Source organism: Hahella sp. NS-SX17, assembly GCF_057367735.1.
The window spans coordinates 670,490-692,986 of the sequence record NZ_CM170632.1 but is presented as its reverse complement, the minus strand read 5'-3'; the positions used below and the strand labels follow the sequence as shown (position 1 = coordinate 692,986).

Annotated in this window: 18 protein-coding genes; 8 read left to right on the top strand and 10 right to left on the bottom strand. The window is 57.1% G+C overall.

Annotated elements, in window-relative coordinates; translation table 11 throughout:
• Positions 1-113: 113 nt before the first annotated feature.
• From bamJ to gap, 4 genes are all read left to right on the top strand, one after another.
• Entirely contained in the window at positions 114-830 is a 717-nt protein-coding gene (bamJ, locus tag AC2IBB_RS03140; protein WP_486331458.1) for a BamJ family beta-barrel-assembly machinery protein, read from the top strand.
• 231 nt (positions 831-1,061) lie between these two features.
• On the top strand, positions 1,062-1,832 hold the full coding sequence (locus tag AC2IBB_RS03135; protein ID WP_486331457.1) for a substrate-binding periplasmic protein: 771 nt from the start codon (positions 1,062-1,064) through the stop codon (positions 1,830-1,832).
• 73 nt (positions 1,833-1,905) lie between these two features.
• Positions 1,906-4,131, top strand: coding sequence for an NHL repeat-containing protein (locus AC2IBB_RS03130; protein WP_486331456.1), 2,226 nt, complete (start codon positions 1,906-1,908; stop codon positions 4,129-4,131).
• Positions 4,132-4,304: 173 nt separating this feature from the next.
• Complete coding sequence (gene gap, locus AC2IBB_RS03125) at positions 4,305-5,303, top strand: type I glyceraldehyde-3-phosphate dehydrogenase (protein ID WP_486331455.1); 999 nt, start codon at positions 4,305-4,307, stop codon at positions 5,301-5,303.
• 29 nt (positions 5,304-5,332) lie between these two features.
• Here the strand turns inward: gap and AC2IBB_RS03120 are convergent, their stop codons facing one another.
• Positions 5,333-6,631, bottom strand: a complete 1,299-nt coding sequence (locus AC2IBB_RS03120) for a putative bifunctional diguanylate cyclase/phosphodiesterase (protein WP_486331454.1) — start codon at positions 6,629-6,631, stop codon at positions 5,333-5,335.
• A gap of 11 nt (positions 6,632-6,642) precedes the next feature.
• Positions 6,643-7,887, bottom strand: a complete 1,245-nt coding sequence (locus tag AC2IBB_RS03115; RefSeq protein WP_486331453.1) for an HD-GYP domain-containing protein — start codon at positions 7,885-7,887, stop codon at positions 6,643-6,645.
• A 576-nt stretch (positions 7,888-8,463) separates the two neighbouring features.
• On the opposite strand from AC2IBB_RS03115, the gene AC2IBB_RS03110 reads away from it, so the two are divergent.
• The 4 genes from AC2IBB_RS03110 (at position 8,464) to AC2IBB_RS03095 (ending at position 13,432) form a co-directional block, all read left to right on the top strand.
• The gene (locus tag AC2IBB_RS03110) at positions 8,464-9,300 is read left to right on the top strand and encodes an HAD-IIB family hydrolase (protein WP_486331452.1); all 837 of its coding nucleotides are present in this window, start codon (positions 8,464-8,466) and stop codon (positions 9,298-9,300) included.
• A gap of 70 nt (positions 9,301-9,370) precedes the next feature.
• Entirely contained in the window at positions 9,371-10,597 is a 1,227-nt protein-coding gene (locus AC2IBB_RS03105) for a glycosyltransferase family protein (protein ID WP_486331451.1), read from the top strand.
• A gap of 117 nt (positions 10,598-10,714) precedes the next feature.
• Positions 10,715-12,457 (top strand): sugar phosphorylase, encoded by a 1,743-nt coding sequence (locus tag AC2IBB_RS03100; RefSeq protein WP_486331450.1) that lies wholly within the window; start codon positions 10,715-10,717, stop codon positions 12,455-12,457.
• 87 nt (positions 12,458-12,544) lie between these two features.
• Positions 12,545-13,432 (top strand): hypothetical protein, encoded by an 888-nt coding sequence (locus AC2IBB_RS03095; RefSeq protein ID WP_486331449.1) that lies wholly within the window; start codon positions 12,545-12,547, stop codon positions 13,430-13,432.
• An 18-nt stretch (positions 13,433-13,450) separates the two neighbouring features.
• On the opposite strand, the gene AC2IBB_RS03090 is transcribed toward AC2IBB_RS03095, so the two are convergent.
• The 8 genes from AC2IBB_RS03090 to AC2IBB_RS03055 all read right to left on the bottom strand — a co-directional run bounded on the left by AC2IBB_RS03090 (position 13,451) and on the right by AC2IBB_RS03055 (position 22,400).
• Entirely contained in the window at positions 13,451-14,224 is a 774-nt protein-coding gene (locus AC2IBB_RS03090; RefSeq protein WP_486331448.1) for a BPSS1780 family membrane protein, read from the bottom strand.
• Positions 14,225-14,452: 228 nt separating this feature from the next.
• Positions 14,453-15,826 (bottom strand): DUF58 domain-containing protein, encoded by a 1,374-nt coding sequence (locus AC2IBB_RS03085; protein ID WP_486331447.1) that lies wholly within the window; start codon positions 15,824-15,826, stop codon positions 14,453-14,455.
• Entirely contained in the window at positions 15,823-16,806 is a 984-nt protein-coding gene (locus AC2IBB_RS03080) for an AAA family ATPase (protein WP_486331446.1), read from the bottom strand. The genes AC2IBB_RS03085 and AC2IBB_RS03080 overlap by 4 nt, the downstream gene beginning before the upstream one ends.
• Positions 16,803-18,035 (bottom strand): DUF4350 domain-containing protein, encoded by a 1,233-nt coding sequence (locus AC2IBB_RS03075; protein WP_486331445.1) that lies wholly within the window; start codon positions 18,033-18,035, stop codon positions 16,803-16,805. The genes AC2IBB_RS03080 and AC2IBB_RS03075 overlap by 4 nt, the downstream gene beginning before the upstream one ends.
• Positions 18,022-19,608, bottom strand: coding sequence for a DUF4129 domain-containing protein (locus AC2IBB_RS03070; protein ID WP_486331444.1), 1,587 nt, complete (start codon positions 19,606-19,608; stop codon positions 18,022-18,024). Before AC2IBB_RS03070 ends, AC2IBB_RS03075 begins: the two co-directional genes overlap by 14 nt.
• A complete protein-coding gene (locus AC2IBB_RS03065) occupies positions 19,595-20,560 on the bottom strand; it encodes a stage II sporulation protein M (RefSeq protein WP_486331443.1) in 966 nt (321 codons plus the stop codon). Before AC2IBB_RS03065 ends, AC2IBB_RS03070 begins: the two co-directional genes overlap by 14 nt.
• Positions 20,557-21,312 (bottom strand): RDD family protein, encoded by a 756-nt coding sequence (locus AC2IBB_RS03060; RefSeq protein ID WP_486331442.1) that lies wholly within the window; start codon positions 21,310-21,312, stop codon positions 20,557-20,559. Before AC2IBB_RS03060 ends, AC2IBB_RS03065 begins: the two co-directional genes overlap by 4 nt.
• Positions 21,313-21,473: 161 nt before the next feature.
• Positions 21,474-22,400 carry a DMT family transporter gene (locus tag AC2IBB_RS03055; RefSeq protein ID WP_486331441.1) on the bottom strand — a complete coding sequence of 309 codons (927 nt, stop codon included), beginning with the start codon at positions 22,398-22,400 and terminating at the stop codon, positions 21,474-21,476.
• Positions 22,401-22,497 lie beyond the last annotated feature (97 nt).

The window sequence follows — 22,497 nt, the reverse complement described above, 5'->3', positions numbered from 1 at the left end:
CCCGGAAACCAGCCTAATCCGGGGGACCGCAGCCCCCTAGCGCAGGCCGCCAAAAAGCTGTACCTTAAAGCGCTTTCTACTGCCAATCCATCTAATTTTTTTGAGGAATAATTATGAAAAAAGCGTTAGCCAGCATGAGCGGTCTGCTATGCGCTGTGGCGTTATCTTTGCCTGTCGCGGTTCATGCAGAAACGGAAAAGCTCACTAACGACGCGCAAAAAACCGGCTACAGCTTCGGCCAGATGTTTGGTCGTCGTCTGGCGGACTCCATGCCCGAGTTGGACATTGAAAGCTTCACCAAAGGCGTCGCTGATGCTTACGCCGGCAAGCCTTCCATGATGACCGACGAAGAGATCTCTGCGCAGGTCCAGCAATACCAGCAGGCTATGCAGAAAAAGCAAATGGAGGAGTTCGAGAAGCTGGCTGATGAAAACGCCAAGAAAGGCGATACATTCCTGGCGGACAACGCGAAGAAAGACGGCATAGTCACCACCGACAGCGGACTGCAGTACAAAGTATTAAAAGCCGGCGAAGGCGACAGCCCGAAAGCGAAAGACACTGTTGAGGTGCATTACACCGGCAGCCTGATCAATGGCGAGGTATTCGATAGCTCCGTACAGCGCGGCGAGCCTGTTTCCTTCCCGGTAAACGGCGTTATTCCCGGCTGGACCGAAGCGCTGCAGTTGATGAAGCCCGGCGCCAAATGGCAGCTGTTCATCCCCGCCAAACTGGCTTACGGCCCAGGCGGAAATGGCCGCATCGGCCCGAACGAAACCTTGTTGTTCGAAGTTGAATTGCTGTCAGTCAAATCTGAGAAATCCGAAGGCTAATACGCCGCTATTGTTTGCCCGCAACAATGCTATGCTTTATAGCATTGTTCAGGCAGACCGTCAGAAGGACCTCTCGCCCGCTTCAGCCGCCGGAACCAGAATTCCGTCCGGCTGAGACATTCTCGCATTGACGACTGCGAACAGGATTTTCGCTACAGGATATCCCCCTGTGTTTTGAAGGAATAAAAGCCGAGCGCCGGCTGAACGCTTATGCATTCAATGTGAGTCACCTTGAACACCTTTCACCGTCTATTTACCTTATTGCTCTGTGGAGCCTTCGCATGGGGCTCACCGTCCGCCTCCGCCAACTTCGATATTCATGATCTGCTCGCAGAGAACAAAGAAGTCGTCATCGGCTACATTGAGTTCCCCCCTGTCTTCTTTACCAATGATGAAGGCCAGCCGGAAGGCTACCTGATTGACCTCGCACGCATGTTGATGGAGAAAAAACAGTATTCCTGGCGCGCAGTCTCCCGCCCAACCCGGCGCATGGCCATTGAGCTGGCGGACGGCAAAATTGATCTCTGGATCGGCCTCGCCACCCTGCCGGAATTCACCGGGGCCACCTTGGTAGGCGACTCCATTGTAGCCCGGATTGAACTTAACGCTTACTGGCAGGGCGACAAAAAAACCATCAGCCGTATAGAGGATCTGGTGGGCGAAAGCGTGGTTCTCTTACACGGATTCAGTTACGGCGGGGCCATCAGATTTCTTCGGGACCCGGTCAACCGCATCCGCGACTGTTCTGCTTTCAACCATGCCCAGGCCATCGGCATGCTCAAAGTGAAACGCTGTGATTATCTACTAAACTATGATGGACCTATGCGGCTGGAGCTGAAGAAACAGCCTGTTCAGGACCTGCACCGCAGACGCCTGTCCTCTCTGGACGCGCGTTTCGTTGTGAGCAAGAAGCGAGAAAACGCCGCCAAACTGCTCAACGATCTGGAAGACGCGCTGCATGAACTGGTCGCAGAGGAAAAATGGTTTCTGCCGCCCCCGTAATGTCATTGACTCAGAAGTAACGCAACCTGGTCAGGAACTGTCTGTATCGCTCAGCTAGAAAGGGAGCCCCGTCATGCTGCTGAGTTATCGATCTTCGCTTGGTCATACTGAGACCGCCCCATCCGCCGCCACGCCTTTTGTTCTCGCCACACATCCGGAGTTTACATTCAATTCGCCGGTCGGCCTGGCCGTGGACCGTTACCGACGTGTCTGGATAGCTGACACCGGCAACAACCGGCTGGTGATCATGAACCCTTATCTCAGCGAAGTGCTGGCGGTGTTCGGCGGACCGGGTAAAGCGCCTGGCTGTTTCAACATGCCCTTCCGCCTTTGTCCGCATCCCACAAAAGCGCTCATGTACGTGTCGGACTTGGCCAATCGCCGCATCCAGGTCGTCGCCTATCGTAAAGATCTGCAGCTGGAGGTAGTCAACGTGTTCGGGGATAAGCAGAAAGAACCCTTGGTGGGGCCGAATGGACTGACATTCATAGATGGCCATCTCTGTGTAGCCGATGAGTTCTACGCCAATAGCGAAGGCGACAGCCGCATCGCTATTTTCACCGATACCGGTGAATTTAGTCATGACATCCAGCATATAGACAGCGGCGGTGAGACACTCACGCTGCTCTGGCCGCAAGGCCTTAGCGCTGATGAAGAAGGCCGCCTGTATATCGCCAACACCGGTCACGCCAACGTGCTGCGTTGCGATCTACAGGGTAAAGGCGTTCCGTTCGCCGCCGGAGGCCGTAGCGAACTGACCGGACTTGGCGTCGCCCGGGACGTCACGGTGGCGCACGACCGCCTGTATATACCTGGCAGCGGCGAATACCAGATTGGCGTCTTTGACCGCGAAGGTCAGCCACTGGATTCCATGCACGGCTTTTTCGCGCCAATCCAGGTCACCGCCGTTCCGGGCAAAACCAATCGGCTGCTGGTGTCCGATCCCATTCTCGCGACCGTATATCTTCTCGATCCCAAGGATCTGATTCCCGGTCTGGATACGCCTACTTTCATCGCACAGGCCGGCAACCCGCGCAGTAATCCGGGGCAATTCTATTACGTGACCTCTGTGGCGATGGTGGATAAACCCCGGGTGGGCCCGCCGCAAGTAGACCCGGCCTCCCCATTCTGGCCGGCGCAGATGTCTGCGCAGTGGTGGTTTCACTATTGGGACGCCTGTCAGTTGTGGTGGCGTTCCGCGCTCAATGTGCGCGAGGACCCGGATGTGGGGGTATGGATGATGAATGCGGTGCCGCGCACGGTGCTGCATTCCGATCTCAATGACCAAGTGGAGATCCCCGAGCAAATCAGTTACACCATGTTCGCCGGCATGCTGGGCGTGGACATCTATCAGCCGCCGCACCCTCTGCCCGGGCAGATCGACGCCGACGCCCCTCTGCTGCTGCTTGGCAACTACCTGAGCGGCATCATCTCCGTCCTGCAATATAACCCCTTCATCAATGACCTGACGCTCTATACTTTTTTCGGCGGTCCCGGCGACGATCCCTGGGAGTTATCCAAGCCAATGGGCATGGCGGTATCGCCCAGGGGGGACATTTATATCGCGGACTCCGGCAATCACCGAATTTCCCATTGGCGCATCGACAGCCACGGCATTATCGGCCATGTACGGACTTTCGGCCGCTTCGGCGCTGGTCCGGGAGAGTTCCACTCCCCCAGCGACGTCACCCTGGATGAAAACGGACGCGTCTACGTCAGCGATCAGTTCAACAACCGCATACAGATTTTCGAGGCGGACGGAACCTACGTCGACGCTTTTGGCCAGGCGGGATACGGCGATACAGGCGACCACTTCCTGTTGCCCACCGGCGTGCATTACGTCAACGGCCATCTGGTGGTGAACGATCTGGTCAATCGTGCGCTTAAGGTGTTTAACCCGAGCGGCCAGTTTATCTGCAGCTATGCGGGCCTGGGCGCTGAGCCGGGTACAGGGCAGCTTTGGATGCCGTTCCTGTTGCACGGAGCCGGCGACATCATCGCCGTGCCCGATTGCGCGTTGAATGTGGTGCATTTATATGAGCTGGACGCCCACAAAGCCGCCCCTGCTCCCAATGGCGCACGCCAAATACGTTTACAGCGGGCGCCCGCGCCGCTGCGACACAAGATGCACCCCGAAACTAAAGCCGCCGCGGAGGAAATCAAAGAGCACCTGCTGGTGCTGGCCAGCCAGTCGGAGCAGCAGCAACAGCCAGAATTGAGGGAAACGCATCTGGACCGTCTGCAAGAGGCCCACGCGCGTTTGCGCGCCAAACACCCACCGCCAGCCATGTTTCTCTAATGGCGCGGAATAACGAAATTTCGCGCAGGCTCTATACTTAAGTTTATGCAAATAAACTTGGTAACTTGCCCCTGGCGCCAATTCATCAACGGATCAAAGACTTAACTCAGTCACGCCGTTAACGAACGACGCGAGAGGCGGTCGCCCGAAAAAGCCACGCAAAGGGGTTACCTATGATACGGGTCGGCATCAATGGTTTCGGTCGCATTGGACGTAATGTATTGCGCGCCATCTATGAATCCGGTTATCGGGACATGATTCAAGTGGTGGCGATCAACGACCTGGCGGATCGGGAGACCTGCGCGCATCTGTTGCGCTACGACTCCATCCACGGCAAGTTCAATCAGGAAGTCCGGCTAAGCGGCGAACTGTTGCGCGTCGCCGGCGACGACATCGCCATGCTGCAGCACGCCGATCCTCTGGAGTTGCCCTGGGCGGTGGCGAGTGTGGATCTGGTGCTGGAATGCACCGGCAGGTTCACCAAACGGGAGCAGGCCGAAGCCCATATCATGGCCGGCGCGTCAAAGGTGCTGATTTCCGCGCCCTCTGAAGACGCCGACGCCACCGTAGTATACGGCGTTAATGAGCATGTCCTTGAAGCCCGCCACGCGATTGTCTCCAACGCCTCTTGCACCACCAACTGTCTGGCGCCGGTGGCGATGGTGCTGCATGAAAATCTGGGCATCGAACAAGGCGTGCTGACCACCATTCACAGCTATACCAACGACCAGCATCTGCTGGACCTGGCGCACAAGAAGGACCTGTTCCGCGCCAGAGCCGCCGGCTTATCCATGATCCCCACGCGCACAGGCGCCGCACGCGCCATCGGCAAGGTCCTGCCGGGACTGGAAGGGCGTTTGACTGGTATGGCGGTGCGGGTCCCCACGGCCAATGTCTCGCTGCTGGACTTGTCTCTGAAAGTGGCGCGCCATGTCAGCGCCGAAGAGATTAACGCCATGATGCTGGCGGCCAGCCGGGAAACGCCGATTCTGGAGTACAACGATCAGCCGCTGGTCTCCATCGACTTCACTCATTCAACCGCCTCCGCCATCTTCGACGCCAATCACACCCAATCTCACGAAGGTATGGTCAAGGTGCTGGCCTGGTACGACAACGAATGGGGATTTTCTCATCGTATGCTGGACACTGCGTTGACGATGATGAGCGCCTGATTCAGGTAAACGCGTCGGACTGAAGATAGTCAGACGCCATCCCGGAAATACTGCGCCGAATCAAACGCATGCATCCATTCAGTGAAGGCGTCGCGAGGAATAGGTTTGCAAAAGTAAAACCCCTGCGCCTGTTCACAGCCCATGGCCGCCAGACGATGCAACGAAGCGGCGTCTTCTACGCCTTCGGCCACTACCTGCATGCCGAAGATATGCGCCAGCCGGATCATCAGGCCGACCATGTCGCCATCCGCGGGATGATCCAGCATACGAAAGATGAACGCCTTGTCGATTTTCAATTGATTGGCAGGCAGGTCCTTGAAATATTCAAGGGAAGAATAGCCGGTCCCAAAGTCGTCGATCGCCACTGATACGCCGGTCACCCGCAGCGCCTCCAGATTGTCGATGCTGCGACTGCGTTCCCACAATAACACGGTTTCCGTTAATTCCAGCACCAGGTTTTCCGGCTTAGTGTCCCAAATACCCAGCGCGCCGAGCACCAGATTGCTCAATTCAGGATTGGAGACAAATTCCGGTGATATATTCACCGCCAGGGCGAAGTCAGGATAACGCTCCAGCCAGTCGCGTCCCAGGCGCAAGGCGGTGTTGAGCACCCACTTCTGCAACTCATAAGTCAGTCCGGCGTTCTCGATATAGGGAATGAACAGCTCCGGCGACACATACCCCCGCGTCGGACTGCGCCAGCGCAGCAACGCTTCCGCGCCGGCAACGGTTTGCGAAGGGATATGGATCTTAGGCTGGAAATACAATTCCAGCGAGTTCTGCTCAATCGCCTGAATGACTTCTCTTTCAATGTTCCAGTCCCCCAAACGACGACTTTCCGGCATGTCGCTGTAGTCCATATAACGCACGCGCAGATACTTGGCCCCGGACAGAGCCTGCTCCGCGCAGGTCAGCAAAGTCTCAGGTCTGGAGGTATGAGCAGGGTAACTGGCGCCGCCACAGGTGAGATGCACGCTGAGGCGGTGACTATCGATATCCAAGGGCTGTTCCAGCACCTTCAGCATTTGCTGCGCCGCCAACTGCAATATCGCCGCGCTGACCGCCTGCACCGTGATGGCGAAGCGTCCGTCGCCCACGCAAAAGACGGGACCTTTTCCTTCTCTGAGTTTATGCAAACGCTCGCCGACGGCCTGAAACAAGTGATCGCCGACCGCGTCGCCGTATACTTCGTTGGTCCTCAGCAAACGCCGCAGGTCGAAGACGATGACGCCCAGCGCACGTCCCTCCGGCAACACTGTCGCAGCGCGCCGCAGTTCCTGCAGAAATTCACTGCGCTGCGGCGTCGTCGTGTCGAGGGCGTCGCTCATGATGACTCCATCTAGATATAGAGCGTTTCAGGATCAATGTCATAAGAGCCCGGCTCCAGGCTGCGTTCGATATGCAGCGGCTGACCTACGCTGGTTTCCAGACAATCCAGCAAATCAAGCTCTTTGGGGACGTCGTACAGGTTTTTCTCGCTATCCAGCAACATCAGCAAACGGGGCCGCAATCGCCTGGATCGATATTCTCCGATAACGATTCCCACTTGCCCATCCGTCAACTCGACCAGCGTGCCAGCGGGATAAATGCCCACCGCCTGAATGAATTCCTCCACCAGCTCCGCCTGGAACTCCACATCGCGCCACTCATACAACTTGCGGACGGCTTCAGAGGGCGGCAGAGGATGAGCGTAAGGGCGCTGGCTGGTGATGGCGTCATAACAATCCGCCAGAGACGCAATGCGGGCGTAGATGGGAATCGCATTCGCCGCCATACCCCGTGGATAACCGGAACCGTTGTGGCGTTCATGGTGGTTCTCCACCATAGCCAATATCGTACGGCTGACGCCCTCGATGTTCTGCACTGTCTCCAAGCCCCGCGCCACATGGCTTTTCATGAGTTCGAACTCATGATCTTCAAGCCGGCGCGCCTGCATCAACAATTCCGCCGGCAGTTGCAGCTTGCCGACATCCAATAACAGCCCGCCGACCGCCAGTTCCTCCAGATCTTTCTGCGACAGCCCCAACTGGCGCCCCATGATGACGCACCAGACAGAAACGCTCATGGAGTGTTTGTAAGCGTAGGAGTCCTGATTCTTCATGCGGGCCATCAAGGCGCAGGCGTCCGGGTTGCGGATAACACTCTCTACCATGGGCGCCACCAGGGCCTGAAATTTTTTGAGCTGGAAGGAGACGCCCCGGCTCATTTCATCCATCAGATAGGCGACGTTGGCGCTGAAATCTTTGTACAGCGCTTTGGCCACCGGCATCTCTTCTTCCAATGGCGCGACGTCCACATAGTTGTGCAACTTGACGCCAGGCAACAATTTGCGGCGACGCTGCAGGGAGTCTTTGATGTTTACCGCCAAAGGCGAGACGCCGCCCTTGGGTTTGCGTCCTTTAACGGTATCGATATAAACGTAATCGCAAAACTGTTGCAGTAATTCGATATCACGTCGGGTGCGCAGTAAAAAGCCCTGTAACGGAAACGGCGTATCCAGCCAGGGACGATCCAACTGGCTGACGAACATCCCCACCTCAAGCTTGCCGCAGGGAAGTTCAATCGTCTTTATTTCGTGTTTCATGCGTACCCGATTCAGTTAAACGCTGATGGAGATTTTCGCCGTTTCCATCGGCGCTGTTTCGGTTTGTGCGCCCCAGGCGCTTGCCGGCGGGATGTTTCGTGAGATTCAGCTATGCGTTTACCATTAACGATTTATATAAGCTTTTCGTCGCGCGCGCCGCAGGCGCCTTTTCCGTATGGCTGATTTATTAATCCGTTTCTTATAGCTTAATTTATATATGGATGACATGCAGAGATTTGTAGTCGATTGTGTGTATTCCTCTCAGCGGCAGTGCTACGCCGGGGGCCGTTATCCTGTTGCGCCGTCCCGCCCGGAAGCGTCAAAGAGAAAAAGAACAGATTTTCTTGCGTCACATGCACCAAAATAAAGCATGATGACGCTTACGCCCCTTTGGCGCCCGCTTTTAGGGCGCATCCAACACACTAACCGGGCGTCTCTGCGTCACCAATCCATGCATGACTAGATCGAACAGGGAGCGAAAGGGAGAAACAGACATGCCGCAGGGAAGCTGGTATCGGATTTGCAGAAACACCATCACAACGACATCAACCGGACGATAGTCCCAGTGGGAACGATATGAGCCAGCTAATCATTTACACCGACCTGGACGGCACTTTGCTCGATCACCACACCTACGCTGCGGATTCAGCATTACCCACGTTGGCCAAGTTAAAGCAATGGCGTATTCCCTGCGTCTGGAACACCAGTAAAACTTACGCCGAACTGCGCGCGTTACGCCAAAGACTGCATCACCAGGACCCGTTCATCGTGGAAAACGGCGCTGCCGTGTATCTGCCGAAATCCCAGTTCCAGGAACCCTTTAGCGGCGCGCATGTCAGTGAAGAGTTTTACGCCAAGAGCTTCGGACCCAGCCGTCAGCATATTCTGGACGTATTGCAGGAGTTTAAAGGCTCCTATGGATTCAAAAGCTTTTCCGAAATGGACGCCGAAACGGTGGCGTCGCTCACCGGTTTATCCAAAGTCGATGCGGCCCTCGCCAAGCAACGTGAATTCACAGAGCCGCTGGTGTGGGAAGACAGCCCAACGGCGTTAAAACAATTCACCGCCGAACTTAATGACACCGGTTTGCAAATTTTACGCGGCGGTCGCTTTTTGCATGTGATGGGGCAATTCAACAAAGCCACCGCCATGCAATGGCTGACGGAGCTTTACGCCGAACGTTGCGGCGAAACGCCGGTCAGCCTGGCCCTGGGCGACAGCCATAATGACATCGCCATGCTCAACGCCGCGGATATTGCGGTGGTAGTGCGTTCCCCCTCGCATCTGCCGCCCTCCCTGGAGCGCAAGGAGCGCATCCTGACCAAAAAGTTCGGTCCCGAAGGCTGGGCCGAAGCCGTAGAACAGGTGCTTGCGTCGCAACAGTCGCTGAACGCGCCATCCATGCGTTCGTAACCTGCGCCGGAATGCTGCGGCGTTCCGGCTACTTTCAGGAGACGCACGCCGACAATAAAGAGGATCAAGCATGGGCGATTTTTATCAAAACGGCATCGTAACCACCCTGCACAACCTGTCCCGTCGTCCACTGGAGGATATTGAGCAGGAGCTGGTCGCCTTTTCTCAACGCCGGCCTTTGGCGCTGGTGCTACCCTGCCTGTATTCAGAGCTGCAGGGCGAAGCCATGCCGCGCATTCTGGAACACTTATGCAAAGTGCCTTATCTGGAGGAAATCATCATTGGTCTGGATCGGGCGGATGAGGGGCAGTACCGGGAAGCTCTGCATTTCTTCTCCGCACTGCCGCAACGCCATCGGGTTCTATGGAACGACGGCCCCCGTCTACGCGCCATCGACGCGGAGCTAAAACAGGAGTCGCTGTCGCCGCGGGAACCGGGCAAGGGCCGCAATGTGTGGTTCTGTCTCGGCTACGTGCTGGCCTCCGGGGCCTGCGAATCCGTCGCCCTGCATGACTGCGACATTGTCACCTATGACCGCGAACTCCTGGCGCGCCTGATTTATCCCGTGGCCAATCCCAATTTCAACTATGAATTCTGCAAAGGCTATTACGCCCGCGTGGCCAATGGCAAAATCAACGGCCGCGTAAGCCGCCTGCTGGTGACGCCGCTGTTGCGGGCGCTGAAAAAAGTGCTCGGCCACCTGGATTTCCTCGACTATCTGGACAGTTACCGCTACCCTCTGGCCGGCGAATTCTCGTTTCGCAAAGACGTGATCAACGACATTCGCATCCCCAGCGATTGGGGCCTGGAGATCGGCGTCCTGAGCGAGATGAAGCGTAACTACTCCACCAACCGTTTGTGTCAGGTGGATATCGCCGACGTTTATGACCACAAGCATCAGGACCTGTCCGCGGACAACGACGACACCGGGCTGTCGAAAATGTCCATCGACATCACCAAAGCCCTGTTCCGCAAACTGGCCACCCAGGGCATCGTCTTCAACCAGGAAACCTTCCGCACCATCAAGGCCTGCTATTTCCGCATTGCGCTGGATTTTGTGGAAACCTATCGCAATGACGCGGAAATCAACGGTCTGGCGCTGGACGTCCATCATGAGGAGCAAGCCGTGGAGCTGTTCGCCAAGAACATTATGAAAGCGGGCGAGTACTTCCTCGAACACCCGATGGAAGCGCCTTTTATTCCGTCCTGGAATCGGGTCATCAGCGCGTTTCCCGGGGTCATGACTCAACTTTATGACGCCGTGGACGCCGACATGCGGGAGTACGCCGCCCAGTAAAGTCCGCTGAGGTTTCGCGGCGTCGCCGCGGAGACGCCCGAACCCTCCAGTCACAGACTATGCTGTATGTGTCGCCATACGGATGAACCTCTTTCTGACCAGGAGTACTGCAGAATAATGGAGCCCACCTCGCTCACTCAATTAGAGCAGCGTCTGATGGAGCACATCAAAACGCTGTATCCGGACGTCAATGCCCTCAACTTCGCCAGAGACTGTCTCGACACATTCGGAGTTCAGCCCGATGCGCCGCCTCCGCAGCCTCACCGCAATCCCTGGTCGCAAGAGGACACCGTACTCATCACCTACGGCGACAGTCTGCGCGGCGAAAGCGAACCACCGCTCCATAGCCTGCATGAGTTCCTGCGCAGCCAGCTACGGCAATGCATCAGCACCGTGCATATTCTCCCCTTCTTTCCCTATAGCTCCGACGACGGCTTCAGCGTGATGGATTACACCACCGTGAATCCCGCCCTTGGCGACTGGGAGGATATCGCCGCCTTCACCCGTGAATTCAAGGTGATGGGAGATCTGGTCATCAACCATTGCTCCAGCCGTTCTCTCTGGTTCGAGAACTACAAAGCGGGACAGACGCCCGGCGCCAATTACTTTGTGGAGGCCGCCCCCGATACGGATTTAACCCAGGTAGTGCGGCCGCGCACCTCGCCGCTACTGCGGGAAGTCGCCACGGCTGACGGCGTTCGCCATGTCTGGTGCACCTTCAGTCATGATCAGATCGACCTGAATTTCCGCAATCCGCAGGTGTTGCTGGAGTTTTTGCGCATACTGCGCCTGTATCTGGACAAAGGCGTGCGCTGGTTCCGGCTGGATGCGGTGGCGTTTCTCTGGAAAGTTCCCGGGACCTCCTGCATCAACCTGCCGGAAACCCATGAGATGATCCGCCTGTTGCGCCTGCTGATCGAGCACCGCGCCCATGACGCAGTCATCATTACCGAGACCAATATTCCCAACCACGAAAACCTGACCTATTTCGGCAACGCCAACGAAGCGCACCTGATCTACAACTTCTCCTTGCCGCCATTACTGATCAACAGCCTGGTCACTGGCAGTTGCGAGTACCTAAAGAAGTGGCTGATGAGCATGCCGCCGGCGCAACAGGGAACCACTTACCTGAACTTCATCGCTTCCCATGACGGCGTAGGGCTGCGCCCGACCGAGGGTTTGCTCAGCGAGTGGGAGCTGGATGCGCTGGTGTCCACCATGCAGAAATTCGGCGGCAAAGCCAGCGCCCGCACCGGCCCCGATGGCCAGCCTAAGTTTTATGAGATCAATATCAGTTTGTGGAATGCGCTCAGCGGCACCGTGCAGCATGGCCCCGATCATTTAGGCTTCGCCCGTTACCTCTGCGCCCACGCCATCATGCTGGCGCTGGAGGGCGTTCCCGCGTTTTATATTCACAGCCTGATCGGAACGGAGAATGACTACGAGCGGGTGGAGCACACCGGTCAGTTCCGCTCTATTAACCGCCATATCTGGCGGGCGGAGGATTTGTACGCCGCGCTGCAGGGAGAGGGCCACCATCCGAAAGTATTCGCCGCCATGCAAAAGCTGATCGCCATCCGGCGACGCCAAAAAGCCTTCCATCCCAACGCCACCCAATACACCCTGCACACCGGCGACGCGCTGTTCTCGTTCTGGCGTCAAAGCCAGGATCGCATGCAAAGCATCTTCGCCATTCATAACGTTTCAGACCAGCCGCAGACGATTAATTTGGCGGAGCTGAATCTGATCTCCACCGATCAGTGGTTCGATTTGATTTCCGAGCAGGCGTTCGAGGATCGGGTAGGCCAGATTATCCTGCGTCCCTACCAGTACATCTGGCTGACCAACGTGAGGCTGTAGGGGAAAACAAAGCGGTATGCCGGATTGCGGCGCGATAGGGTAAAATCGGGAGCGCATTAACCATTTACTTTGAGCAGCGCCCTCACCGTGTCAGACGCTATCGCCACAGACCAGCTTGAGCAGGACATTGAACAAACGCTCCTGCGCCATTTCACTGCAGCGCACGCCCGCGTTCCTCAGGTATACGCGGAGCATATGTCTTCCACCAAGGCCATCCTGCGACGCCACTGGACCCATCGCCGCGACATCCCGGCGGATTTAATGAGCCTGCCGCGGGGCCTGGTCCGCGTCGCCGGCAAGTTGATTCGCCGCAATAAAGCGGCGGCGCAGACGGAGTTGTCGGGTAAGGAGCAGGCGATGTTGCGCATCATCACGGAAGAACTGCTGCAACTGCCCGCTTTGCAAAACCAGATCCAACGCTTGATGGAGCGCCATATTCCTGAGCTGCAGGAATGCGGTGAGCTGATGCGTCAGCCGCATATGCAGCACCACCAGCATGAGATTCAGTCGTTTTTAAGTCAGCGTATGCAGTCTCTGAGCGGCCCCCGGGAAGGCGGACGCGATCTACTGGTGTTTCTGCTGATCGGCGCGCTGGGGAAAAGTCTCGGGGGACAGGCGACTTTTGGCAGCGCCATAGCCACCGGCAGCGCTATGGCGAGCAGCCTGTATCTGGCGCAGCAATCCTGGTGGGGCGCGCTCTGGGTGCAATGGGCCGGCGCCCCCGCCTGGGTGACCTGGAGCGGAGCCGCCGCCGGTGTGGTGGCCGCCATCGCCATCGCGCCGCTGCTGGCGCCGGTATCGGAAATCGCAGTAAACCGTCTGCGTGGCGAGCGCTATCTGCATCGATTGGTGGATCAGGTACAGGAGAATGTGCTGGCCAGCAAAGCCGACGCCCTGGACGCCGCCGGTCTGTTGGCCAGCTATGCGCAACTGGCGCCGGATCTGCTGGCGCTATTGCGCAGCATCAGGCCATAGGCCTGCAAAACCCGTTCGCTATGGCTCAGTAACCAGAAAAATACCCTTGTAGGCGGCGTAGATCGAGCCGATCAGCGTCGGTCCCAGCACCAGCATTCCCAGGCCTAAGGGAATCATCGCCGGAATCATGAGTATGAAAGAGATGATTCCGTACAGCAGAAACGGAATGATATTCACCAGACAGCCTTTGAAACTCGTAGTGAACGCATCCCAGGGGCCCAGGTCGTGAAATATGATCAGCGCCGGTGCGAACCAGGCGCCCATCATCAGCGGAATTAATAATCCCAGATAGATCAGAATCGCCAGCAGGAACTTGGCGTCCGGCGCGCCGCCGAACTGCGCCGCGTCCATGGAGTCCGCTACGGATGAGAAGAACAAAACGCCGCATATGATCATTATCACTGTGCTGAATCCCAGAATGATAAGGCCCAGCAGAATCAACGGCGTCGACTTTTCCTGCACCGCCGCGAACATATCCGCGAACTCAATACGTCCAGTCGTAGCGCCTCGGCGACTGGCGATCATAAATCCCGCCATCAGCAACGGGGCCAGAATGCTCACCAGAACGATGGAGATAAAAGGCAAAATCCCCACCACAAGCATGATCAGGAAATACACGATCATCATGCCCATCCAGGGCCCTGGGCCGGCGCGAAATATCGCGAAACCCTCCGCAATCCAGCTCCAGCCACAGCTGGCGGGCATACTTTGCGGCGGACCCAATGCGCCATGCGAATTGGATTCATCCATCACTTCTGAGGACGGCGATTGGTAGGGATTGGGATTGGACACGGGACAGGCTCCTATTATTAATCAGGCAGACAAATAGCTTCCTTCTATTTGTCTGCAACGGCAGGGCCTGTACATGTCAGGCCCTGCCTCCCGCGGCTAGCCGCCGCGCAGGCGCATCCTTGCACCTATTTATTAACACGCCATTAACATACTAATATCATCACCACGTTAATAAATGCCTGGACAGATGCAAGCATAGCAGAGCCCGCCCTGAGGCGCGTAGCGGGGTTAGAGGTAGCCCGCCCGCTTGATGGAGAAGTAACTGTTGATAACCTGGGCAGTGAGCTTGCTGGGGGCGCAATCCACAAAGAACAGCCCTTGTGCGCGCAGCTTTTCCTGTAGTTTGTCCCGCTGGCGCAGATAGTCCACCACACCGGCGTAAACCACCGCCTGATCGAAATTGCGCACGTCCTCCGCAAGCGTCCGATCCAGGGTTTCCTCACGCAGATTCGCCACCAGCACCAAGTGACGCTTTTGCAGCAGGCGACAGGCGTTGATGATGTCGTCGCTGTCCTCTTCCCTCAGGTTGGTGGTGAGCACCACCAGGGAACGCTTGCGATACCGTTGCATCAGCTCGCGGGCCGCTTCCAGATAATCCGGCGCGGATTTATCTGGATAAAAGTCGTAGAAGTGGTTGATCAGACGGTTGATGTTAGTAGCGCCCTTAATCGGAGAAGCATGCTTTACGGAAGCGCCGAAACTCATCATGCCCACCGCGTCTCCCTGTCGTAAGGCGACGTAAGAAAGCATCAGCAAACAGTTAAGGCAATGATCAAAGTGCGTACTCACGCCATCCTGCGTCAGCATCCGACGACCGCCGTCCAACAACAGGATGACCTGCTGATCGCGCTCGTCCTGATACTCCCGGGAAATCAGTTTCTGGCGGCGTGAGGTCGCCTTCCAGTCTACCTGCCGCTGCGAATCTCCCTGCCGGTACTCCCGCAGCTGATGGAAATCCATGCCCTCGCCGCGGCGCGGCTTGCGGCGGATACCCATCTGGCTGGTGTGATTGTCTGTGGCCAACAATTGATAGCCTTCGATAGAAGCGAAGTCAGGAAACACCTTGGCGGAGGTTTCCACGGCATGGGTCTGACGCAACAGCCAGAAACCCGCCACCGAGCGCACACGGACTTCCGCCCGGGTTAACTCCAAGGGGCCGCGGCGGCGAGGCCGCAGTCGATACTCCACAGTCGTGCGAAGACCCGGCTCCATTGGCACAACCAAAGGCAGCCCCTCGGACTCGCAATCTACCGGAATATGGTCGTGCACTTCCAGCGTGGCCGCGTAAGGAAAGTCATGAGTAATAGTGAGTTTAACGGGAATCCACTGGTCCAACGCCAGATTGTGGCGCACTTCGCGATGAATCTGCGCCGATGGCAAACGCCAGGACACAAACAGATCCGCCGCCAGCAGCAGCACAGCCACTGTAGCGAGCCCCATCAGCACATAGAAAAAGCCTTCGCCGACCTCATTGCCAGGCGCCGGCAACCAATCGCCGTCGCCCGTCCACAGCTCATAGCCCTGCCAACACAGCAGAGCGAGCGTGACGGCGAGCCCGCAGTAGAGCAACTGCGAACTGGGTTGCACCCCTCTACGTCTCATTTACGAGGGGCCTCAATCTCTTCCAGCATGCCGGCGAGGAGTTTATCGACGCTGACGCCTTCAATTTCCATGTCCGCGGACAGCAGCAATCGATGGCGCAGCACTGCCGGAGCCAGAAGTTTAACGTCATCAGGCAGGATATAGGGACGCCCTTCCATCAGCGCCCGCGCCTTCGCTGCGCGGATCAGGTTGATGCTGCCGCGCGGACCGGCGCCGCGAGCGACGCCCGGCCATTCACGAGTGGCTCGGGTAATGCGCACTGCGTAGTCCACCACCGCGTCATCCGCCAGAATTCGCCAGGCCGCCGCCTGCCAGGCGCCGACTTCTTCCGGTGAGGTCAGCGCGCTGACCCGGGACAGATAATCCACTTTGGCGCCGCGGCTGTCATTGACCTGACGTACGATAGAGGCTTCGTTCTCCGCGCTGGGGAATTCGATCAGCAGCTTCATGATGAACCGATCCAGCTCCGCTTCCGGCAGCGGATAGGTGCCTTCCTGCTCGATCGGGTTTTGGGTCGCCAGCACCATAAAAGGCGTAGGCACCGGGAAAGACGCGCCATCGATAGTGACCTGATATTCCTGCATCACTTCCAACAACGCCGCCTGGGTTTTCGCTGGCGCGCGGTTAATCTCGTCGGCCAGCAGCAAGTTGGTGAACGCGGGTCCTTTGCGGATTTTGAAGCTCTGCGTCTCCATGTGATACATGGAGTGGCCGGTCACGTCGCTGGGCATCAGGTCAGGCGTGAACTGAATACGTCCGAACTTGCCCTGGAAGGTTTTCGCCAACGCCCGCACCAATAGCGTCTTGCCCAGGCCGGGAACGCCTTCGATCAGTACGTGACCGCCGGCCACCAAAGCGATCAGGGTATGTTCGATAATGTCGGATTGCCCCACTATCGCCTTTTCCAGCTCAGACTTCAGCGTCTGCAGTTGCTGGCTGATGGATTGCAGTTGGGATTCTTCGATGTGGGCTTCACTCATAACTTATCCTTTATTCGCTTCAAGGCTCGAATAATATTGACAAAACTTACCGGATCATGGTGTATCGGGCCAAACAGGGCCGCTTCCACCGCTTGTTCATTCATTTGAAAATGCTTGGCCAGCTGGGCGATCTGAACGGATTGCTCCAGTCGCGTAATGTGCTGCAACCGTTTTGATATCGCCTGCCAGACTTCCGCTCTGACGCTTTCCACCAGAGCCTGCCCTTTATCCATACGCCACAGAAAGCGGGCGCTGGCGGCGATGTGCTCAAGAATCTGGCGCTGTGTTCCCGGCTCCTCGTCGCGCAAAGGACCAAAACGCATGCCCCGGCGCCACAACCATAAAAACAGCGTCAGCGCTCCTACCGCGATCGCCGCATAGAAGTGGCGCCAGAGTACGGACCACAGGCTGGGGAAGTCCCGGTTGTAGTAAAAATGCATAACGCCGCTCTCCCCTGGCGCCATTTGCCACAGCATGTAAGCGTGATCCTGGCAGCCGATAGCGAAGTTCTTCCACATATCCAGACTGGCCAGGTAAGTCACCATGCCGTCGCCATATTCATACTGCAACATGCGCGTAGCGCCGTCCCGCCCTACCGATGAATAAAGGTAATCGTCATCGCCATAGAGCGTGTCGTTGGAGAGAAAATGCACGCCAATGGTGTTTTCATCCCCCTCAAACGAGAATTCCGCCTGGGGGTACAGCATGGGGCACAGATCCTTTTGCGTGATGCCGACATAGCCGCCAATGGTGCTGATAGCGCCCCACAGCTCTTCGTCGAAGTCGCCCTTGCCATTGCGCTCCACTTCCACTCCAAATTCCTGGAAAATCGGGTCCTGAATTTTCTCCATCCCCTTAAGATAGGGGTTCTTCGCCGTCACCATCAGATGGCCGCCGCGCTCCACCCACTCCAGCAGGGTTTGCGCCCGCTTTTGTGACAGCGACCCGTATGCATCCACCAGCACTATGGCGTCTTCCGTGGACATTTTCAGCGCAAAATCAGGAGCGTCGAAATCACGAAAGCTGGGGTTGCTCTCCAGCTTGTAACCGCGTTTTTCAATGAACAGCTGAGCCGCCATAAACGGCTCCCGCCGGGCTTTCTCCTTCGGCCCCAGATCACGTTCGTACTCAACCCACTCCAATCCCTGGTACCAATAAACGCCCAATAACACCAGCACCAGAACCGAGACGGCGGCAGCGATAGCGACGAAAGAATTACTGCGCTGCATGTTCGCCTCCCTCCCGCTCTACATCAAAAACCGTGCTCCAGCCCCGGCACAGCTCCTGAAAGCGTTCGGGGGTCGGCAGTTCGTGAGCGTAAGCCAGGTGCTGCCATACCCCGGTCAAGCTGGCGAAATATTCACTGAGCGCACCGCCCTGGCGTCGTTTCACCATAGCTACGCAGTCTCCCTCAGTGGCGCCGCGATTCAAACGTAATCCGTGGCGATGCACCAAACGGGACAGACCGCCCCGATATAACAGCCCCAAAGCGTCCCGATGTCGCCCTTGCTCCCACAGCGCCCAGGCCTCGTCGGACAGCTGCGGCGGCAAGGATTCCTCACGGATATCAAGATCAAACACATGCGTCGGTTTGGCTTTCTCCTTGCGCTCGATGCGCGGCATCCAGGATAAAGCCAGAATAGAGTCCCGATAGCGATACAGCAGGTATAAAATCAGGCCAATCAGCGTCGCCCAGATCAACAGCGTGAAGATCTCCGCGAAGTATTCGCCAAAGGAAAAGTCAGAGTTTTTGAAATCATCCAGCTGCTTGTCGCGCTTTTCTTCCTGGCGATCCTCCCACTCTTTCAAGAACCTGGGCGCTTTTTTCTTGACGATATTGCGGAAGTCCGGTCCATTCAGGATCTTTTCGATATCCTCTTTCGCCTTGTCCGGCGTCAAAGCAGACCTCCCGGCGTCCCAGCTTTGACTGTCTTCCGCCTCAGCCTGCTCAGTCGCCGTCTCCGCGCGAACGGAGCCAGAGGGCGGGAGGGCCAAGGCGCCTAACGCCAGGAGCAGACACATCGCCTGAGTCACCCGACGCGCAGCGCCGCCCTCTCCGGAAGGAAACGTCCCTTGACGCTCTTCCAGGCGCTGCCCCAATTGACGGAAGATCAGCTCCAGGTCCCAGCCTTCCAACATGATGCGACGATTCAGGTACAGGGCGAAGCCGCTGGCGGCGTATATAGGTCCCACCAGCGCCATGCCGACAAAGTAACAAACGATGAACAGCGGCGCCGCATCAAAGAAGGTCTCCCATTCAAGCTGTACGCCTTGAGGGACAAACATCACAACCAGCCCCACCGCCGCAAGCATCAGAAAATTCTCCAGATGCACGCCGACGATGGTGACCCAGAAACTGACGGACGCGGCATTATCACGGTGCAGCACTGTCATACGCTGCTGCCGACTCTTGCCTTTTAAGCCTTCCAACTGGATGACAGGCAAATCAAAGGAACGGGTCGGACTGAAACGCCGCCAGGTCAGCGTGGAGAAACATTGCAGAAACATCAGTTTCGGCGTTTGCCGTAAGGTTTCCTTTATTGTGGGCGGCGCGCCGAATACCGCGCGGCTCAGAAAATACAGTTGCCCGCGTTCGAACAAGGGCTTCACCCACCACACGGCGACGCTGACATAATTGATGTCGTCGATCAGCAGCAGACATAGCGCCACGACTGGCGCCATCGTCAACAACCAAACGGCGTACAGCTGCACCCACCAGCGACGCACAAACTGACAACCCAGATCCACAGCTTCATAGTGGTCCCGGGGGCGCAAGCGGAAATTGATATTAGCGGGATTCACGCACCCTCCCGCTAAATACAAAATAACAGGTCACCAGCGCCCACATTACTGCGCCAACGGAATACTTCACCACCGCCGGCATGGTGTGATCCGAGGACCAGAAGGCCTCTATAAAGGCGGCGATCAGTAACATTCCCACCATGCCGAACAGAATGGGCGTACACGCCTTCGCCGAACGTTTCAGGGACTCCATACGGGAGAGGTTGCCGGGGGACAGTAACGAGAAGCCCAGCTTAATGCCCGCCGCGCCAGAGAATACGATGGCCGTCAACTCAAAGGCGCCATGGGCGATAACGAAGGTCCAGAACGGCTCGGTGTATCCGATTTCCGTCAAGTGCCCGGCCACCGCGCCCATATGTATGCCGTTGTATATCAGAAAGAAAAGACTGCCCAGCGTGTAGAGAACGCCCGTGGCGAAAGTGCGGAAAGCAATGCCGATATTGTTGTAGATGTAAAACCCGAACATCTGCACGTCAGTGGAGGCCTCCCGCTGACGTCCCAAGCGCTCCGAAGAGGGGTCGTACATCGCCTCGTAGGAAGCGACATCGTGGGGATCAAGAATCAGGTTCACCAGATCAGGCTGCAACTTAATCGCGATGATCAGCAAGATGAAAGGCAGATACAGTAAGGCGCTGGCCAACCAGACGTACTGCTGATTGGCTCGCACCGCCTGGGGAAAGTCGTAGCGGATGAACCCCAGGAAACTCAGCCAGAAGTGACTGGGACGGCGATACAGCATCTGATGCCCACGCAGCATCATATCGTTCAGATAAGAAATCAGATGCGGCGAGTAACTGCGATGACGGGCGACGGACAAGTGCTGACACAGGCGCCGGTAGGAACTGGCGAAATTACGGTAGCCGGTAGTGTCGCCTTTCTCCAGCGTCTGCAGTAACTCTGCGTACTCGCTCCAAAAACGCTGCTGTTGGCGCTCAAATACGTCCTGCTTCACTGCCGCTCCTCAGGTGGTTGCGCGATCGATGATGACGGTTTCGGCTCGGAAGGCTCCTGCGCCGATTCCGGACCAGGCGTCTTGCCCAATAGATAATTCGCCATCTGGTTGAGATTAACGACCGCCACTTCATCTTTTTCGTGATGCAACGGTTCCAGAATATTGGCCAGTTCCTGGCGGCGCGCCTGGGACAATACGCCAGCGCGTTGCGCAAACTGCACAATGGCCTTCTGTTCATCCGGCTTGAGGGGGACGCTCGGCGCCCGCACGCCCGGTTCCGCCAGCGCCGTCAACGCCTCCGCGCGACGCGCTCTGACCACGACCGTGCCGGCGGCGATATCGCCCAAACGCTTGAATTGTTTGTTGCACATCATGGACACCAGCCCCAGCGCGTAAAACACCGGCAGGATGTCCGCCGCGCGCAGAAGGTTGCGCAGCAATGAGGAAGAAAAGGTAATAGGAGCGCCGTCATCGTGTACGACGATAAGGTTCATCCACTTCTTGCCCGGCGTCGCCCCCCGGTACACCTCAAACAGCACCGGGTAAAACCACTCCAGCACAAAGTAAATAATCAGTCCTATGCCGTAACCGGCTTCGCCAAGGATAGACAGGACAATCATACAGGCCAGGACAACCCCAAGCCGGATGAAGAAGTCGGCCATGTACGCCAGCGCGCGAGAAAGCGGCCCGGCGGGGGTGAGATCGAAGTCCACGCCTTCCGGCGTTTCTATTGCGATGGAAGTATCCAGCATCCCGGCTTAATCACCTTACTAAGGAGTACATCAAAAAGGGCCCCGTATTTTACAGTAGTTGACGGACTTGCATAGCCCAACAGGCGTCTTCGTAGTCCAACAGCTGTCTTACATACTCCAACAGACTGCTGAAAGCGTTGTGTTCAGGCTGAAGAGCACGCTCAGGACCCGGCTGCGCCGGAATCCAGCAGCTCTCGCTCACGGGTGCGGCCACGATTGAAATTCAGCTGCGAAACTATCATGCCGGCCAGCATAAGACCACAGCCGTAAATGGCTTTTTCGTCCAGGACTTCCTGCAGCATCAGCCATCCGCCCAGCACCGCAAAAACCGTCTCCAGGCTGATGATGATGGCGACCCGGGTCGCCGGCGCATGCTGCTGGCCGATCACTTGCAAAGTATAGGCGATTCCCACGGACATGAAGCCCGCGTAGGCGATTGACCAGGAAGCGCCCCACAACCCATCCCAGGTAGGCGTTTCGATAGCGAACGCCACCATCCAGCTCACCACGCCGCAGACCAGGAACTGCAAGATGGAAATATGCAGTGGATTAAAACGGGGAGACAGCCAGCCGATCATCAACACATGTCCCGCCCAGAACCCCGCGCCGATCAGTTGCAGAGAGTCGCCATAGGAGACGGTAAAGTCTTCGCGCACGCTGAGATAGAACAGACCCATGACGCATAACACGGCGCCAAACCATATTTTGGCTTCGGCGCGCTGTCCCCAGCATAACGCGATCAGTGGCACCAGGATGATATACAGCCCGGTGATGAAACCCGCCTTACCGGCGGTGGTGTACTGCAGCCCCACCTGTTGCAGCGAGGCGCCGGCGAACAGAAAGAAGCCCGCCAGACAGCTTCCCCAAAATAAACCTCTGGCCTTGGGTTTGACCGGCGCCACCCGTTGCAAGCGCGGCAAAATGATAAGCAGAGGAATCAATGACAGGCCGCCAAGCACAAAACGGGCGGCGTTGAAAGTAAAGGGCCCCACATGCTCCATGCCCGCCACCTGGGCGACAAAGGCGAATCCCCAGATCGCCGCCGCGACTATCAACATCGCTTCCGAACGATACGCGCCGACTTTCATCAATAACCTCCGTAATCCCAAGGGAAAATAAAAATATCCAAAGGCCGCAAACAAACCGCCGATTGTATCACAACCGCCTTAAATGGCAGACTTGCCG

Coding starts and splice junctions, on each gene's coding strand:
- bamJ (WP_486331458.1), top strand. CDS start 114: ATGAAAAAAGCGTTAGCCAGCATGAGCGGTCTGCTATGCGCTGTGGCG.
- AC2IBB_RS03130 (WP_486331456.1), top strand. CDS start 1,906: ATGCTGCTGAGTTATCGATCTTCGCTTGGTCATACTGAGACCGCCCCA.
- gap (WP_486331455.1), top strand. CDS start 4,305: ATGATACGGGTCGGCATCAATGGTTTCGGTCGCATTGGACGTAATGTA.
- AC2IBB_RS03120 (WP_486331454.1), bottom strand. CDS start 6,631: ATGAGCGACGCCCTCGACACGACGACGCCGCAGCGCAGTGAATTTCTG.
- AC2IBB_RS03115 (WP_486331453.1), bottom strand. CDS start 7,887: ATGAAACACGAAATAAAGACGATTGAACTTCCCTGCGGCAAGCTTGAG.
- AC2IBB_RS03110 (WP_486331452.1), top strand. CDS start 8,464: ATGAGCCAGCTAATCATTTACACCGACCTGGACGGCACTTTGCTCGAT.
- AC2IBB_RS03105 (WP_486331451.1), top strand. CDS start 9,371: ATGGGCGATTTTTATCAAAACGGCATCGTAACCACCCTGCACAACCTG.
- AC2IBB_RS03100 (WP_486331450.1), top strand. CDS start 10,715: ATGGAGCCCACCTCGCTCACTCAATTAGAGCAGCGTCTGATGGAGCAC.
- AC2IBB_RS03085 (WP_486331447.1), bottom strand. CDS start 15,826: ATGAGACGTAGAGGGGTGCAACCCAGTTCGCAGTTGCTCTACTGCGGG.
- AC2IBB_RS03080 (WP_486331446.1), bottom strand. CDS start 16,806: ATGAGTGAAGCCCACATCGAAGAATCCCAACTGCAATCCATCAGCCAG.
- AC2IBB_RS03075 (WP_486331445.1), bottom strand. CDS start 18,035: ATGCAGCGCAGTAATTCTTTCGTCGCTATCGCTGCCGCCGTCTCGGTT.
- AC2IBB_RS03060 (WP_486331442.1), bottom strand. CDS start 21,312: ATGCTGGATACTTCCATCGCAATAGAAACGCCGGAAGGCGTGGACTTC.
- AC2IBB_RS03055 (WP_486331441.1), bottom strand. CDS start 22,400: ATGAAAGTCGGCGCGTATCGTTCGGAAGCGATGTTGATAGTCGCGGCG.